The sequence below is a fragment of the Bradyrhizobium sp. WSM2793 genome (assembly GCF_000379585.1).
In the GTDB taxonomy this organism is placed as follows: Bacteria; Pseudomonadota; Alphaproteobacteria; order Rhizobiales; family Xanthobacteraceae; genus Bradyrhizobium.
Genome location: NZ_KB902792.1, coordinates 93,830 through 110,556, shown reverse-complemented (window position 1 = coordinate 110,556; position 16,727 = coordinate 93,830). Strand labels below are relative to the sequence as shown.

The 16,727-nt window shown below is 58.0% G+C and carries 12 protein-coding genes and 1 riboswitch; of the genes, 3 read left to right on the top strand and 9 right to left on the bottom strand.

Annotation, left to right across the window (positions count from 1 at the left end; genetic code table 11):
• Both groEL and A3AS_RS0125605 read right to left on the bottom strand, forming a co-directional pair.
• The coding region (gene groEL, locus A3AS_RS0125610) for a chaperonin GroEL (protein WP_026202355.1) at positions 1-727 on the bottom strand (727 nt) is incomplete at its 3' end.
• An 84-nt stretch (positions 728-811) separates the two neighbouring features.
• The gene (locus A3AS_RS0125605) at positions 812-1,126 is read right to left on the bottom strand and encodes a co-chaperone GroES (RefSeq protein ID WP_018320399.1); all 315 of its coding nucleotides are present in this window, start codon (positions 1,124-1,126) and stop codon (positions 812-814) included.
• A 712-nt stretch (positions 1,127-1,838) separates the two neighbouring features.
• Between A3AS_RS0125605 and A3AS_RS0125600 the strand changes: the two genes are divergently transcribed.
• Both A3AS_RS0125600 and A3AS_RS0125595 read left to right on the top strand, forming a co-directional pair.
• Positions 1,839-2,108 carry a hypothetical protein gene (locus A3AS_RS0125600; protein ID WP_018320398.1) on the top strand — a complete coding sequence of 90 codons (270 nt, stop codon included), beginning with the start codon at positions 1,839-1,841 and terminating at the stop codon, positions 2,106-2,108.
• A 112-nt stretch (positions 2,109-2,220) separates the two neighbouring features.
• On the top strand, positions 2,221-2,868 hold the full coding sequence (locus tag A3AS_RS0125595) for an FkbM family methyltransferase (protein WP_026202354.1): 648 nt from the start codon (positions 2,221-2,223) through the stop codon (positions 2,866-2,868).
• Between the two features lie 359 nt (positions 2,869-3,227).
• Here A3AS_RS0125595 and A3AS_RS0125590 read toward each other — a convergent pair whose 3' ends face one another.
• From A3AS_RS0125590 to A3AS_RS0125570, 3 genes are all read right to left on the bottom strand, one after another.
• Positions 3,228-3,587, bottom strand: a complete 360-nt coding sequence (locus A3AS_RS0125590) for a hypothetical protein (protein ID WP_049814983.1) — start codon at positions 3,585-3,587, stop codon at positions 3,228-3,230.
• Between the two features lie 2,439 nt (positions 3,588-6,026).
• Positions 6,027-6,830, bottom strand: coding sequence for a glycosyl hydrolase (locus tag A3AS_RS0125575; RefSeq protein WP_026202352.1), 804 nt, complete (start codon positions 6,828-6,830; stop codon positions 6,027-6,029).
• A 280-nt stretch (positions 6,831-7,110) separates the two neighbouring features.
• Positions 7,111-8,277, bottom strand: a complete 1,167-nt coding sequence (locus A3AS_RS0125570) for an acyl-CoA dehydrogenase family protein (protein WP_018320393.1) — start codon at positions 8,275-8,277, stop codon at positions 7,111-7,113.
• Positions 8,278-10,265: 1,988 nt separating this feature from the next.
• Here A3AS_RS0125570 and A3AS_RS0125555 point away from each other — a divergent pair.
• Entirely contained in the window at positions 10,266-11,420 is a 1,155-nt protein-coding gene (locus A3AS_RS0125555) for an 8-amino-7-oxononanoate synthase (protein ID WP_018320391.1), read from the top strand.
• A gap of 880 nt (positions 11,421-12,300) precedes the next feature.
• Here the strand turns inward: A3AS_RS0125555 and A3AS_RS0125550 are convergent.
• The 4 genes from A3AS_RS0125550 to A3AS_RS0125540 form a co-directional block, all read right to left on the bottom strand.
• Positions 12,301-13,020, bottom strand: coding sequence for a carbonic anhydrase (locus tag A3AS_RS0125550; RefSeq protein WP_245283283.1), 720 nt, complete (start codon positions 13,018-13,020; stop codon positions 12,301-12,303).
• 34 nt (positions 13,021-13,054) lie between these two features.
• Positions 13,055-13,384, bottom strand: coding sequence for a hypothetical protein (locus A3AS_RS49240; protein WP_245283282.1), 330 nt, complete (start codon positions 13,382-13,384; stop codon positions 13,055-13,057).
• 19 nt (positions 13,385-13,403) lie between these two features.
• Positions 13,404-13,859 (bottom strand): thermonuclease family protein, encoded by a 456-nt coding sequence (locus A3AS_RS49235; protein ID WP_245283281.1) that lies wholly within the window; start codon positions 13,857-13,859, stop codon positions 13,404-13,406.
• Between the two features lie 789 nt (positions 13,860-14,648).
• Positions 14,649-15,512: a nodulate formation efficiency C protein gene (locus A3AS_RS0125540; RefSeq protein ID WP_245283280.1), complete on the bottom strand. Its 864-nt coding sequence runs from the start codon at positions 15,510-15,512 to the stop codon at positions 14,649-14,651.
• Between the two features lie 967 nt (positions 15,513-16,479).
• A riboswitch (cobalamin riboswitch) is annotated at positions 16,480-16,683 on the top strand.
• Positions 16,684-16,727: the final 44 nt, after the last annotated feature.

Here is a 16,727-nt window from a genome sequence, read left to right as displayed (position 1 = left end):
TCTGCACCACGGCCTCGAGCAGCGGCAGCAGCTCGTTCAGCGAGGAGAGCTTCTTCTCGTTGATGAGGATGTAGGCGTCGTCCATCTCAACGCGCATCTTGTCGGCGTTAGTGACGAAGTAGGGGGAGATGTAGCCGCGGTCGAACTGCATGCCCTCGACGACGTCGAGCTCGGTCTCGAGCGACTTGGCCTCCTCGACCGTGATCACGCCTTCGTTGCCGACCTTCTTCACGGCGTCGGCGAGGAACTTGCCTATCTCGGCGTCGCCGTTGGCAGAGATGGTGCCGACCTGGGCGATCTCGTCGTTCGAGGTGACCTTCTTCGAGTTCTTTTGGAGATCCGCGACGACGGCTTCGACCGCGAGGTCGATACCGCGCTTCAGGTCCATCGGGTTCATACCGGCGGCCACCGATTTGGCGCCTTCACGGACGATCGCGGCGGCCAGGACGGTCGCGGTGGTGGTGCCGTCGCCGGCAGCATCCGCCGCCTTCGAAGCCACTTCGCGCACCATCTGGGCGCCCATGTTCTCGAACTTGTCTTCGAGTTCGATGTCCTTGGCGACGGCAACGCCGTCCTTGGTAATGCGAGGCGCGCCGAACGACTTGTCGAGCACCACGTTGCGGCCCTTCGGCCCGAGCGTGACCTGCACTGCATTGGCGAGGATGTCGACACCGCGCAGCATGCGGTCCCGCGCGTCTACTCCGAATTTGACTTCTTTGGCTGACATAAAGAATTCCCTCAGTTCTTATTTTCTCATCCTTCAGCGCGCCCGGTGGGCGCTCGTCAGGGGGTGAGCTGTGCGAGTGCTGGGTTAGGCGGCTTTTTTCTTGGAAAACACATCGGTGAGAACGCCCATGATGTCGCTCTCCTTCATGATCAACAGGTCCTGCCCGTCGATCTTGACCTCGGTGCCGGACCACTTGCCGAACAGCACGCGGTCGCCGACCTCGATGTCGATCGGAATCAGCTTGCCGGTCTCATCGCGGCCGCCCGGGCCAACTGCAATGACTTCGCCCTGCGAGGGCTTTTCCTTGGCTGTGTCCGGAATGATGATGCCACCAGCGGTCTTCTCATCGGCGTCGATGCGCTTGACCACGACGCGGTCGTGAAGCGGACGGAAATTCATACAGGACTCCTGAGCGTTTGAACAAGTTGGAGAAGTCACATTGTGACCAGCCAATGATAGCAAGAGACAGGCCAAAATGAGTTGAACGATACACGCCTGCAGTTCTGCTGAATCATTGCCTGGCCTGCGCGTGCCTTTGTCCGGAAGCAAACGAACTCAGGTACACAGCCCGCCAAGCTGTTGCGAAAATGACATTGGGTCGTCGAAACACAGGATTGAGCCCAGGTTTCCTCAACATTGCACGGGCGGCCGTTACACCGATCGCAGCGTCCGGTGTTTCGACGACGGCGGCCGGGCTGCACATGATTGCTTCGTCTGACGGCAGCATCTAGCAGTTGAGCCCGGCGAAGCGTGCGGTGCATAAGACTCATCGAAGAGCGGCGCTCGATGAAATCTGACGTAGTCACGCATAATAACAATATACCAACTATCTCGAAAACTCAGGCTATGTTTCCTGTAAGAAGCGGCGGCAAGAGAGGCCATCATCGAATTGTATCGAATTGTCGATGTCCAGCCGTGGCACGGTCGCTCAAAACCTGTTGAAGTTATCCCGTCGTCGTAGACCGATGGTGATCGAAGAGATCAGCGACGATCGCTGCTGAGGCTTGCTTGCGCGCAAACGCGTGCGTCGGTGCTTTGACGGCGTACGCTCTTCTTGCGTCAGCGAATCTGTGATGGCGACCGTCAACCGGTAGAGCCATTTCGCGCATCTGTGATCGAGGTGATTGGCTATTGCTGCGCACGAGAGATCACTCTGCCCGGCACGCTCCAGGGAGAATCGACGACAGATGAAATTCGAGCGAAGCGGATCTTTCGGCCACCCGAAAAAGAACCGAAGACGACGATCTGGCTCACAGAGGGCGCGTCTGCCGACGCTCGGTTGCAATTCGCATTACGGGGCCAGTCGCTGCACCTGTCGGTCCGACAGGTTTCCCTTTTGATGTCGATCATCAAAATAGCCGTCATGGATCAAGGGGACTGACGGACACATGAATTGTATACCTTGATATACGTTGTACCGGCGCGTCTGGCGTGTGATTGCGGCTTCGAAGTCGAAATTCACCCGATCTCAGCGCCCAATGGAAAAAGCACCTGTGTCGTCTGTAGAAGTACACCAGCACATCCTCTCACTTCTTCAGAAGCCGAATCCCGTCATCCTGGATATCGGCTGCAATGATGGGACCGATACGCAACAGTTTCTCAACCTGTGCCCGCAAGCTCAGCTCTACTGCTTTGAGCCGGACCCCAGAGCGATCGCGCGCTTCAAGAAGAAGCTGGGCCCATCCCTCAATAAGGTGAAGCTGCTTGAAATCGCGATCAGTGATCGAAACGGGATGATCGACTTCCATCCAAGCAATGCAGATGGTGATGCGAAGGAATGGGACCTCTCCGGCTCAATTCGCCGCCCGAAGAATCATCTTACTGAGTATGATTGGGTTCGGTTCGATCGCCCAGTCTCGGTCGAAACGCGGCGACTGGACGACTGGTGCAGCGAAGCCAAGCTGAACACGGTCGATTTCATCTGGATGGATGTTCAGGGAGCCGAAGCTGATGTTATCGCCGGCGGCATGCAGACCTTGAGCAACACGCGCTTCATCTATACGGAATATAGCGACCGCGAGCTCTACGAAGGTCAGTTGTCCCTTCAAGCCATTCTTGACCTGTTACCATCATTCGAAGTGGCGGCCCACTATCCCCGCGCAGTGGAGGGTGATGTATTGCTCAAAAATAAGCGCTTGTAGTGGCTACTCATATCGAGCGCCTCATTCATTGCTGGAAGACCTGACCAGCGCGTTTGTGCCGCCCAAAGCTGCACAACTGGTGATCATTAAGGCGAGGGGATATCGGTAGCCGAATGGGCAGTCCGATTTCCGGCTGCCATTACAGACCCCACGCGCGCACGACTGAAATCTCCCAGCGAGCCTCGGCCTTCGGACGCGCTTTGAGGTCGCGTGACTTCCCCGCGAAGTACGACGTGCAAGAGGCTGGCAGTCGCTCACATCTGGAGTACTGGATTCCGGCCGAAGACCTCGATGCCTTCAATGCCGCACTCGTCGCCGTATCGAGGTCGTTGGGAGTTTCCCCTAGCCGCGCCGCCCGATCACCCGCAATTCCAGATGGGTCCGATCGGCGTCCGCGTCCAGCACGGCCCGAAACTGCCGCCGTTGTAGCGGCCGCCGCCGAAGCCGGGGTGGCCGAAATAGTGCCACTCGCCATCCCAACCGTAGTACTGAGGAACCGGGTCAATATACCAGTGGCGCCGGTCGGCGCGCGAGAGCCGACGCATCGCGTCCTTCTGCTTGTAGAGCGGAATGCTGTTGCTCAGCGGCTGCTGGTAGCCGGGCAGGAAGCCGAAGCCTTGCCAGACCGGCTTGAGCCGCTTTTGAATTGGCGCAGCGTTCGCGACGACCGGCAGCAGCGACATGATGATAGTAGCGGTTAAACACACAAGGCGAGACATGGATCGACAATAGTCGGTCGGTTGCGCGGAGGCCATTCAAATTTGGGTGCAGAGTTCTGCGCAATCTGCGCAGAATTTTTCTTTTAGCTGATCACGCCTTATCAGAAAGCAGCCATATCCCTGCTATCCCCACCTGCACGACGCCGAAGCCCGAAGCCGCCGCGCGATAGAAATCCGGCCGCGAGAGCTTGCCGGGACTGATGAGCGGCCGAATGGCTCATGCCCCGCAGCTGGATCAGGCGATGCGAGGAGAGCCGTCGCGGCAATGCGAGTAGGGCCCATGGAGGCGAGCAGCCAGAGCAGGTCGGGGGGCAGGATCGGATCGATCGATTTCAGCATGTGACGAACTATCCTCCCAATCGATCGTTTACGTTTGTCTCTGTCTCCCTAACCCTTCGTCAGACACGGGGTCAGAACACCCAAACTGTCGTTCATTGCTGGCAAAAAAAGCCCGGCCTCATTTCGATGGCCGGGCGGAAGTCAGTCATCGACAGAGGGAGAACTGCCGACGGTTATTGCGGCAAAAAGTTCACCGCAAATTCTAATTACGATTGATCAATGATCGGAGAAATGTGGCGTCATTCCCTTCTTATCAAAACGATGTTGTCGGAATGCGGCTCAACATTGGCTCGCACAAACCTGGAAGGAGGTGTTCTCCGTTGTCGTGAGGATCGTCAAAGTCATGCTGATTAAAAGAGCGGCGCCGAGAGATGATCCGCGGGCTGTTCGCACGGCTTCAACGTTCCGGCCCAAACAAAACCCAGCATCCCCTGGGGCCGGGAAGAAGTACCTTGTTGTTCGCATGCGAGCACTCGGAGCCCGTTCGCGCGATCCCGCAGGCCGGACGTCGCCCTCTGCTGTACACACATCGACCGCATTGGTATCATCGTCTCATCGATGTCAGCAAACAGTGGGCCGGTCCGGCTTGCCGGACATCCTCGTCAGCTACTTCAAAATGGTACAACGTGACGCTACGTGCGATTCAAGCCCTTTTGAGCTGATCTGCATAAAATTCAAGCCGCCGACCTCTCGCAGACAGCTAAGTGATCCGCCAGCACTCGACGTGCATGTCGCATTCCATTTTTGGATGGGCTTATACACGTGAGCGCTCAAGGCACATTGCACGTCATATTTGTTGTGTGATGTCGTACGTGTTCGTGTTTTCCAGAGGATCACGTGGTTTGTTGCGACCGCGAATCTTCAGGTCATCATTTTGAAGCTTCTTGTTGGCTATCCGACTGGGATGGCCAGCGTCGACGATCTCAAAGTCAAGATGGTCATTCTGGCCAAGAGTGGACAGGATTGGTGCGAGCCCCGTCTGAGAATCTTTTACAATGTTGCTTGTGGAACGTGCTTATTCGGATGGTCCCATCACAGCGAGATGCCCAACGGTATTGGCCAACATGGAAAGTCGCTCTCCTGTGGTCGAGAGCTCCTCATTGCCTGACGAGGCAGATGTTCCGGAGCGTGCTGGCGTTCTTTGCGGACGCCGAATCCGCCTCGACGAGCAGGGCCAAGATCGGGGTGGAGGTGCCGTCCACGTCCTCCACACAGGCCACTACACCGAAGCTTTGGATCATACCTCAGCAAGGTTGTGTTTTTGATACGCTGTGCCCACGCTCAAATATTTAGAGCAAATCAGGGAGGCAATTGAGCTCCAATGTGGCTCCTTGCGCGAGAGCCGGCCCGAGGAGGACAAACTCGATCTATTCGTCTGGTGAGCGAGTTTTTGTACGATACGCTCAGATCTGTAGCCGGGATGGCACACTAAGCGGATGCGGCGAGATCGTGGATCGCTGCGTACGATGTTTACTGGCGCAAAAAGACCGGTCTGCCGGTACAATGCTGAGCAAGATTATACTCGAGCCGTCGTTCGCGCTTACCTGGTCGGATAGAGGTTCAACATGAGTTATGCGGCCGGGAACCGCTGTAAAGTATCGAGAATGACAGATGAAGAGCGCGAATTGGCGCGGTGCAGGCAAGAAATAGCGAGACTCAAACAACTGGTTGTGCAGCTTTCTGAGCTCGTCTTGCGCAATGTCGCGGAAAATACCGAGGAGCGAAAGTCGCATGCGGGTGAAGCGCTCGGGCTTATATCGAATAATCAGTCGACAGATAAGCGACGGTAGACAAAAGCATTGTAATCCTCAGCGCGCAGCCCCCGGGAGGCTAGGGGGAGCGACCCCGTCTGGTGGGGTTGACATCGTGCCCGCGATTAAGGAACGGAGTGCTAACTCAGAACCTTTCGCTGCGAACTTGCGGGCCATGTTGAGGGAGATGCCGCTCTCCGATAGACAATGAGAGCGGACATTTTGAACTCTGACAGCTTGCCAAGCGACTGCACATTAACGCCGGCTCATTAGTCGCAGACGGCAAGCCGAGGTCGTCAGTTGGCGCCGCTCAATGGCAAAGCGCAGATCACATCTTCGCCCGCGATCTTCACCTTGAGGTCACGGTCCAGTCGTTGAAATTGAAGTTCATTCCCCCTGGGGACGAGGTGATCTCGACGCCGTATTGGACGCTACCGACGTTTATGTCGCCGAAGTAGCCCTTTGACTTGATCCACTGCAGGATACTCTTGATGTCCACTGTCCCGCTGTTCGTCTTCGAAGTGCGCAGGAGTGAGATGACCTTGTGACCATTGAAGCCTTCAAAAACGTTCCAAGTCGCCCCGCCCACGTCGACGTTGGTGTAGACCGGGATCGCCGCCCCGGAAGGATCCTGCCGATAATGATAAGAAATTGGTTTGACGTTGCCGCTGCCGTCCGGATTTCCGGTGTAATTGGTCCAGAGCATTATCTCATGCTGGTTTGAGCTGTCCCAGATATCGTAGGCGACGTCCCAGGCGCCGCTAGTCGGACCATCCTGATTGAAGTTCGAGCGCAGAGTGTTAATTGAACTCAGCGGCTTTCCGATATTGAAGGCCTCGTGCGGGTAACTCTTGATGCCTGCAGTATTAGGCTGGTTCGACCACACGCCCCACTGGTTGACTGCATGCACCGAAATCGTTTGAGGCCCAGCGCCCGCACCCCATACGTCGTTGTTCCAAGAGTAGCCATCGCGTGAGAAGGTCCCGTATGGATCGCTCGAACGCCAAATCGGAGCCTTTGCCGATGCAGGCGCAGCAGACGATGGCCTGGCTTCACTCACAGCCTGCCTAAATAGATTATGGTTGTCCTGTGTGCGGACGTACCCCGTTGGGGACTCTGGCGAGCCGGCACCGTTTATCCGATTGGAATCCATAATTGCTCTCCTTGCTCTTATTCGAACAAAGTCTCTTGCCGATCCGTCGAGCGGGTACCCCAGGCTCGTCACCAGTCCCGGTCATAGGCGGCATCGGCATCTAGAGACCAGTTTCGAATGCTAGGAAGGTTGGCTGTCGAGAAGCTGACTAGTGCCTATCTGCGGTGATTATGATTCTTTGAAAGTGTTGGGGTAAGGTCCTCCAGCGGCAGACCGCATCATACGCAGTTCCGGCAATCCGTTGCTGCGGGCGTGCAGAATTGCTCGTGGATGAACTACTTCATGGAAAGCCCGGCTGTGCTGCACTTCCGAGCAGGAGGCCGCCGGCGCTCTGGAGCGTTCCCTCGTTTAAAGCTGCGTGCTGGGCAACCACGAAGCTGTCGCACATGGCGCGCGCTAAATTGCTCGTGGTATAGAGCGACGCAGTTCCAGCGAGACCGCTCGCAATCTGGCAGACCTCAGCGCTCTGCCGCGCGGCGTTCGTCGCGGCGAGCCGCATCAGCGTCGCCGTGCTCAGGTTTACCGCACCCTTGAGCGCTTCCTTCCACAGCTCCTCGGTGGCCTCATAGAAGAAGGAACGGGCGGAACGCAGCATGGCCTCGGCTCTGGCCATCTCCAGCTGGATATAACCGCGCTCTGCCATCACGGGCGCTCCAGTGATCGAGGCGCGGCTTCCGGCCATGGCGATCACCTCGTCTAGCGCGGAGCGCGCAATACCGATGCCGACAATCGCATGCGCCTGCGCAGCGAAAGCCACGGATGGATAACGATAAACCGGCCCGTCGAGTGTCGGCGGACCGCCGCGGATCAAGGTCCATTCCTCTGGCACAATGACGTCGTTGACAACGACGTCGTGGCTGCCGGTGCCTTGCAGGCCGATGACGTCCCAATTGGGGCGGATTGTCACCTTCTCGGCCGGCATCACGGCTACACGCGCAAGACCACCGGTCGGATCGTCTTCCACAGTGATGCCAACGCCTATCAGATCCGCGCCCGGTGAGCCGCTGGCGAATGGCCACACGCCGTTCACGACAAACCCGTCGGTGCTTCGCCTGGCGGGCTGGAGCGGGAAAAGCGCACCTGCCAACACCACGTCAGGTCCATTCGCGTATACCTTGCGAAGCGTGTCGTCCGGAAGAGCAGCGAGGTAGCGAGCTCCATCGCCGAAGCTGGCGACCCAACCGGCGGAGCCATCGGCTTCGGAAATGCGCTCGATCAGGCGACAAAAATCGGCCGGCGTTCGCTCCTCGCCGCCGAATCGTCTGGCGGCCATCGCCCGATAGACGCCAACGCGCTTGAAGCCCTCGATGATCTCGTCTGGAATCTTCTGCGCGCGAGCGAACTCGTTTCGACGCGCCCGGATATCGACCAGTAGCGGCGACAGATTATCCCAGGTCGCAGCCGTAGCGTCGGTTTCTGGTGTGATCTTCTCTGGTGGAGCGTTCATAAACTGTCCTCACTGTCTTGAGTCGATCGAGCCGCGCGTCATTGATATGGACTGCGCGCGCATGGCGAAGCCGGCCGGATTGATGCCCAGCCGGAGGGGATCGTCGAGACTGTCGCAGTTGATATCGACTGTGATGAGATTGCAGGCGGTTGCGACTCCAAACTGCGTCCCGAACGGACTGGCTTAAAAAAAGGTCGTGAGGGCCGGGAAGGCTGACCGAGATATGGCCGTTGATGTTCTCATTGTGGTTGAACCGGCAAAGCAGCCGATATGCGGCGGCGAGATCGATCCGCCTCTGCTGCACTATGTCTCCGATGGTCGAGGGCACCGCAGGTCTTCTCATGTCTTCTCCAACCGACGGTTTGTCACACTTGGGCCCGGGCCGGCTCGAGCCACGTTGTGAATTCCTGAGTTGCGACGGCGAGGTTGCCCAAGGCTGCGGCTCCGTTTCCATCTCCCCAGCAATCGACGTGCCATCAAAGTGATCTGCCGCCCTTGTCTGAATCGAGCGAGATCACGTGGCCCGTGCCGCGCGGAGAAGGATGCTCGCGCCTCCGTGTCTGGTTCCAGGCACAAGGCGTCATCAATCGGACACGGCGGTAGGAGAACGACTGAAGTTGACCTCGACCGCGGACCAGTCGGGCTCGGTTTGCTACGTCAGACGGCAGGTGTTCAAAAACGCGACGGCGGCTTTTCCGGCCGCTGGCGCCTGCATTTGGGTCCGATGCTTCGGATCATGGCTGAGCTTGTCCAACTCGCCCAGCAACAGCGTCAAAATGGCCTGCGGGTCCTTCTGAGACCACTACTGTAGAGGACGCCGAGATCGCGATCGACGTTCGCGCGCGCGACGTATCCGCACATGTCGCCGCTCCTTTGCCCGGGACGGTCCCGCAAACCTAACGTTGGCGCCTAATACCAGCAAGCCCAGCAATTGTCGCGGTTTGGGCCAACAGCCACCCGGTAGAGCGACTGAACTCCCGCGCGTCTGCCGGCTGCTAAGCGCAACACGACCTGATCAAGTGTGCCCGTGCAAATAGCGAAAATATTGTCCCAAACGGACGATGCACGCAGCCACATCTTTGACGATCTCATCGATGTGAGCCGCATCCTTGGCGGCGAAGAGACGATGTAACGAAGCACGGATGCGAAGCTTGTGTCGCAAATCTGCTAACCTGCCACCCATTCGCCACCTGGAGACCGGGTCCCGGTCTCTGTTTCTCCATCACCTGTCAGAAAACTCGTGAGATTGACCGCATCGCAATGCTGGTGTGGTTGCCGTGACGCGCGGCCGGGCGGCCGGTGGTTGGCACGCCGAAGCTGGAAATCTTCTCACACTCGGTTCGGTACGCACCGTACGCTTATGATACGATCAGATCACTCTCGCTGAGAGAGTGTGCATTTGTCCGGTCAGTACGAAGGTTGCGCGCGCATGCCGAAGCGCAATCTGCCAAATAACCATGCGGGGGAGGAATCGTCCGCACCGTAACGGTTCCTTCTTTTGGCGGGGCTTTGGAAAGGCCCTTAGGCGGTCTCCGCGTGGCGCTGGCATCAAGGTGTGCAGCGGCGGCATCACCGGCACGGGCGAGGGTGTCGAGGGTGGCCTCGGTATGCTGATTCTGCCTAAGCGTCTATCCTATGGAATGGCGTCAAGCATGTGCCGTTTTTGTGCGACGAAGGCTCGATCGCGCGCTGTCGCGGGCGCGGGATAGTTGATCAACAGACACACTGTGACCTGCCAAAATCGAAACCGAAGCGCGATCAGCTACGTAATCGAAGCACTCCAGTCGCCAATCATGGTGGCGATTAATGGGCGCGCGACTGGCTGCAGTTAAGCGTCCTTCGAGGAGGGAAAAACGTGCAGGCCGCGCATCGTGCTGGTTCATGGGAGACAGTTGCGTCCGACCGGCTTGATGCACGGTGGATCCTTCATCTTCTTTTTGTCGCCATCACAGTCGTTTCAGGAGTGATGGCATTGGGCGGATTGAGCAATGTACCCAACCCATATAGGCAAGCTTAACAGCTATGCCGCGGCCCTTGAAGCCTTGAGAGGAGACGATCGACTGCGTGGCCTAAAGCCGCGCGCAGGGACTGATTTTGCTTCGAACGATTATCTGGCCTTGGCGAGCGCGCCGCGTATGAAAAAGGCTCTGCTCACCGCGCTTGAGGCCGGCACGCCGATCGGAGCTGGTGGCTCACGGCTGCTGCGCGGTAATTGCGAGGAGCACGAAGCTCTCGAAGCCGAGGCGGCGCAGTTCTTCAGATCGGAGACAGCGCTGTTCTTTGGCGGCGGTTATATCGCAAATTTCGCTGTTCTGACAACGCTGCCGCAGCGGGGCGATCTGCTCGTTCTCGATTCGCTCGTGCACGCCAGCATTCATGAAGCCGCGCGAGCGGGCCGAGCCGAGTTTCGGATAAGTGCCCATAATGATCTACAGTCGGTTGAAGATACGGTTAGCGACTGGCGCGCCAAGGGCGGAATGGGGCGCATCTGGATCGTGGTGGAGAGCCTCTACAGTATGGATGGTGATCTCGCGCCGCTTAAAGATCTGGTCGCAATCGCCGAGCGCTACGAGGCGTTCCTGGTCGTGGACGAGGCTCATGCCACAGGCGTTTACGGCGAGCAGGGACGGGGGCTCACCGCTTCCTATGAGGGGCGCGAAGATCTGGTGGTGGTCCACACCTGCGGGAAAGCGCTGGGCGCGGCGGGCGCGCTTGTCACTGCTTCCGGCGTATTGTGCGACTTCATGGTCAATCGGTGCCGTCCATTCATTTTCGCCACCGCGCCATCACCCCTTATGGCTGTCGCGGTGCGAGAAGCACTCTTGATCCTGCAGGAGGAGCCTGAGCGGCAGCAACGCCTGATCGATCTGGTCGACTTTACACATCGTCAGCTCGTTTTGTGCGGGCGGCCGAGCCGTTCGAACTCCCAGATCATTCCTTACGTCGTGGGCGACAACGCCCGCGCGATGCGGCTCGCCTCTGCACTACAGGCGCGCGGCTTTGATATCCGTGGGATACGGCCGCCAACAGTGCCTGTGGGAACGGCAAGGTTGCGGATCTCGCTGACGCTTAACGTCGGGCAAGTTGATGTATCCGATATGATTGATGCGTTGGTCGAAGAGACTTGGGGCGACGTGCGATGACGGCGCGAGCCGCGATCATGAGGCGGATGTCCGCATCGGCAAAACGATCTTCAAAGGTGCGCGCCGGCGCGCGAAGATGCTCCTTTTCGATGCGAACTTCGGAAATCCAATGCAAAGTCTCGCCTGCGCAGAGCCAGGAACGCTCTTTGGATGGCATGTCAGGGCGTTCATCGATAGTTGACCGCCAGGCCTGACGAACTGCGGCGAGGGCACAAAGGATTGTTTTCCACTCGAACCGGTCGCAACTGTCGGACGCCGGACAAGTGTCGGTTTATGCTGATCCAGGGTACAGGCCCAAGACCAAGACAGATGCAACGAGGCTGCTTTTCCGACACTGGCGGTTTCCCAAATGGCTGATGCAGGAGAGACCGTCCGATGCCGACGCGAGTAGCATTATTCTTTACATCCGCAGGCTGGGCCATCATGGTAGTCGTAATCCTGCTCTATGTGATCTTCGGCCCTGGCTGAGCTGATGATCGTAAGCAGGACCATAGGTGGCTTGCCGGATCGCGGGTGAGAGTCCGCCGGAATTGTCGCGTGTTCTGGAGGCCGAGAGCTCACACCCAGTATACCTCACACCGCAATCTGGCGCTTGAATCACCTCTGTTGGCCTAGCGCATCAACGTGGAGGCATGAATGCTGTCGGCCGCGGTATGAGTGTTTCTTGGTGCTGGCCGCGCGTTGCCAACATGAGTACGTAGAATACGAGGAGAATTAAGAAGCCGCGCATACCAAAGGTCTTCCCGAAGCTATGACAATTGTGGAGCGGATTGTATTCGGTGCATTTGATGCAGCCGGTGGACGAGCGAATTGTGCGGAACTCGATCGAAGCCCTGTATCAGGCGGCAAACGACTGGCCGGCCGCGCGAAGGTGCCAGCGTCAGCTCACCAAATCGACCCTGCCCGTGGCGAGCCGATACAGGCCCCCGACGACCTTCAGTCTGTTCTGCTCAACTGCCGCGTTCAGAATCGGCCCCGCCGATTTGAGTTTGTTGACATTATCGATTACATTTTGTCGGGTTGCTTCGGCGAATGTGTCACCGGTTTGCTGGCGAGATGCTTGTACCGCAGGCGCAAGCGCAGCGACGAGGGATGAAATGTGGCCCGGCGGCGGCTTATCGTCCTGGAGCGACTTGATCGCGGCGTCTATCGCGCCGCAATGATCGTGGCCAAGTACCAGGATCAGCGGCGTGTTCAGCACGGCGACCGCATATTCCATACTGGCGAGCGTGTCATCGTTGGCGAAGTTGCCGGCGAGGCGGCAGACAAACAGATCACCAAGTCCGGTGCCAAAGACAAGTTCAGGCGCCACGCGAGAATCGGCGCAGCTCAGAACCGCCGCATATGGGTTCTGCCCATCGACCAAAACCGGGCGCTCGCGCTTGAAATCGTCGCCTCGTGATGCGCCCTGGACATAGCGATCGTTCCCTTCCATCAGCCGCTTCAGGGCAGCATCCGGCGAGAGCAGGTTATGTGGCTTGGGCGGCGCTTTTGCTTGCTTCGCATCGACAATGTTGTTGCCAAGCCGTAGGCAAACCGCCGAAACAGCGAACAGCAACAGCGAGCGGCGCGAAGCCGCGATCTTGGTGAGATAGGACATATTCGGAGAACGGCCTGCATGCATGCGTCTGACCTCATCGCGCGGCTTTACGCCACCCGGTGGCTTCGGCTTCCGCCTCGCTGCAGAACCAGCGTTCACCGGGCTTCTTCGTCATGTCGATTTGTCCGTAACTGAGTTGCCCGGGCAGGTGATAAATGCGCTCGCCGTTGAGGTCCACGGTGCCTTTTATCAGACACTCGGGCGAGGGCGGGTCCGATAGCAGAGCGGATCCGAGCAGGAGTTCCTGAGCGTCGATCGGAATCGAACTCGCGCCGACGATGATCGTCCTCTTGTTGCGGCGACGCCAGTCCCAAGGCGCGATGAACGCCCCCGACCACAGCCCCGCATAGCCTGTGCTCGCCACCAACTCATAGATAGCATAGCTATCGGTTAGATGGACCCGACGATAGTGCCCAGCCCGAGCGTACCATCCAGGCGTTCACATCTTCGCCTTCGATAAAGCAACTGCCGAGTGATCTCCTGTACTCATCAACTCCTGTGGTATGACAATCCCACGTTCGTCCGTTCGAATGCTTGATAAGCTCGTCGCGAGCAGCTACGCCGCAAGCCCATTTCCTGCCGTGGGCGTCGAGGCAAATCTGATCAGTCTCAGGAGCTTCGATCCCTGAGAGCCGAATCTTGGTTTGCTCGATCTCGATCGTATTGCCGTCGACGATGCGCGGAGCACCGCTGAGTTTTCCCGCGCAGACCGGAGATGTGATGAGAGCGAGCAATGCGACCATCATTACGCGGTGTTTCATCCCGACAATAACCTTTCGCTCTTGATCCATGTTCACGCACGAGCCGGTGCCGCCACATTCGACCGCTGGACGCATCATGTCCGTTATTCGGCCGGCATCGTTCGACGTGTGCTTTATGAAAGCTTGGTCGAGATTTCGAACCTACGACCTGACGCTGCGTGAGGTTCAAGAGATTTCTTCTGGTGCGCGTGTCGCGGTATCCTTCGAGCGTCGCCGGTCTCTCTCACTGGGCGCGCACTGCACCCTCTCGACCTGAGGAGGAGATCCCCATCGCTCAGCGCCGAACTCGCGATGCAGGAGAAAGCCGAAGCTCGGAACGCTGTTTCTGCCGCGCTTGAACAAAAAGCGCCTGTGAATTTTTGGCGGTGGAGTAGAAGTCAGGCGTGGACGAGCGACCCTGCTATGCTTCGTGCCAACTTCCATCGGCAGACAGAAGGCTGCCGGCGGTCTCGACGAGAGCGATGACATTTCGCCGTAAATTCCTGTCACGAAAAGCTCTGGTGCGGTTTGGCCGACTCAAGCTACGCATCATTCTCAACCACTCGCTGCACAATGGGAATGAAATGGTTGCAGCCACCCGTGAACTGCCGGTCTCTTCTTACGCGCTTGAAGTGGATGGCCGACTCAGAGCCGAATTCCCAACCAGAGACGACGCTAGGGCAGGTGGAGCAGAACTCAAGAAGCGTTTTCCCATGCGAGCTAATCGTGCTGCCCGAGGTTTTCGATGACGGGCTGAAGCCTGCGGGAAAGGCTCGCGACTGTTGCGAAGGCGTAAACACTGCGACTTTAGGGCTGATATGTCTTGCAGTTGCTCTGAGGCGTTCGGCGCTAAAGGAGCTGCGGTGCGATCTTGCTCTGCGGGACCATTTACCGAGGCCTTTCGCTCCCCTCTAACTCGTCCCGTTCCTTTGGCTCCATGCGAGCGAACCAGGAGCCAGGAGGAAAGGCCGCGATACGCTTGGCAAAAGAAGATTGCGGCTCCCAATCTTGTCCTTCGCTCTTCTCGAAAGTGATGACCCCGTTATGGGTAAAATAGCGGGGCCCTGCGATATTACAGTTCACCAAAAGCAGAACGCGCCACAGATCACCCTTCTCGGTTGGCTTGTCATTCTGCTTCGGCAAGTAGTTCACTCCGACAGGTTCAACGATGTTGCAGCGGCCCTGCCGCAGAAGATCGCCGAGCTGGCCCTGCGCGGTCGTCACAAAGTTGAAGTTGGTCGGGTCATGCAGAAAGCGAAGATTTGCGTCCCTTTCGCCATCCGCGACTTCACTGGCGATCAACGAGAGCGCCAGGGCGCGCCAGCCCAATTCCATCGGCTTTGCATAGGTCGACGCAAGTTCAATCGTCCCGTCGAGCGCGATCTTCCAGGTGATAACGTACTGTTCGTCTGATTTATTGTCCCGGTGCCTGGTCCACGAAACGAAAACATATTCATTTCGGTCAAGTTCAGCGACGCCCCACGTTCGAGGGACGAAGTGTGCCACCTTCGAGACGTTGGAGAGAATTTGTTCTATCGTCTCACCATCTTGCGCTCGCCACGTTGACTTGACTATGTCGACAAGGGGGCTGTCGTTGGCGCGAACACTGTTGCTCATGGCAGCCAGCGCGGCCAGGCAGATCAGCGGTCCACCGAGACAAAACCATAGCGCGCGTCTTCCAGACATTCTCTTCATAACCGTCCGCCCATCTGGTTTTTCATCAACACGTCTTTCAAAGCGGGCAACCTTCAACTTGTTATGCGCGAGCGCAAGAAGTTAGCGGCTACGCGACGGGGCGACCGATGGTGTCCCGCGCGAGCAGGCGCTCCCCTCTATGTCACGCGCCGCTAACTTCAGTCGCCAGCGACAGCCCCAATTTGCTGTGCTGGACATGCCCAGCAGGAGGAGACTGGGCATGCCGAGGACTTGCATTCTTCGTGCCAGGTAATAGACGGCAATTCGCACCGGTTTTATGTCCTCTTTGTCGACTTTCCGACTTGCGACGTTTCGATCGTTCCATTCAGCCTATCCATCGCGGCTTATCTATCCTCGTCACGCACCGGATATTCGACGGCGCAGGGGAACGCCTCAGTGTCCTGATGAGAATGGGGAGCACGTTTGCCGCCATTGAACCGTTTGGTTTATCGTTGCCGGAATGTGGGCCTTCGATCTCTGCCATGCCTTTGGGCACTTGTGGCCAAGGGGCCGCGGCGCGGTTGGCGCTCTTTTCGCGATATGCGGCGCTCCGGAAGTCGAGGGCAGCCTCCGTCAGCTGCGCTTTGCACAAGATGGCCAAGGACGCCAAGCCAATCTTCACCGTTGAGCATTTGGAGTCTTGCTGGCACGCAAATCAACGTGTTCGCCGCGTATGTTGCTGGCTTTCGCCAGGTGTCTTGGGCCTAATCAACACGGATCCTGTTGGTCGAGAAGGCGGCTGGGATGGCGGACGTGCTCGAAGAACCGCTGGGAAGCCGGGACTCGCATCAAATGCGTTCTGCTCGAGGCAGCAGTCCCGGCCGCGCAAGCCGCATTTGTCCTTTCCACCGATCTGGCGTGCGGCCCCACGCGCAGGTAGCTACGAGGTCATTCTGATATCGCTGATTGGAGAGCGCTTCTAAATCGTGGTCAGCGATAGAGAGACTCGGTCATTCGCGTAGCAGATGTTCGCAGCATTAGCTTGCGACATAATCTGAGAGGTTGACGGAAGAGTTCTCTTGCCGATAATCGAAGTCGTCGAGGTTCTCCGGTTTGCATTTGATCCGGAGCTAAGAGGGAAGCCGGTGAAAATGCCGGCGCTGCCCCCGCAACTGTGAGCGGCGAGCCGCTGTCCAACGATGTCACTGAAGCCTGCGCGGCTTCGGGAAGGCCGGACAGCAGCGATGACCCGCGAGCCAGGAGACCTGCCCCGACAATATATCGTCCACGGGCGGGGTGTCCCGGTGGTGCGCCAAGCAGCCGTCGCACCGC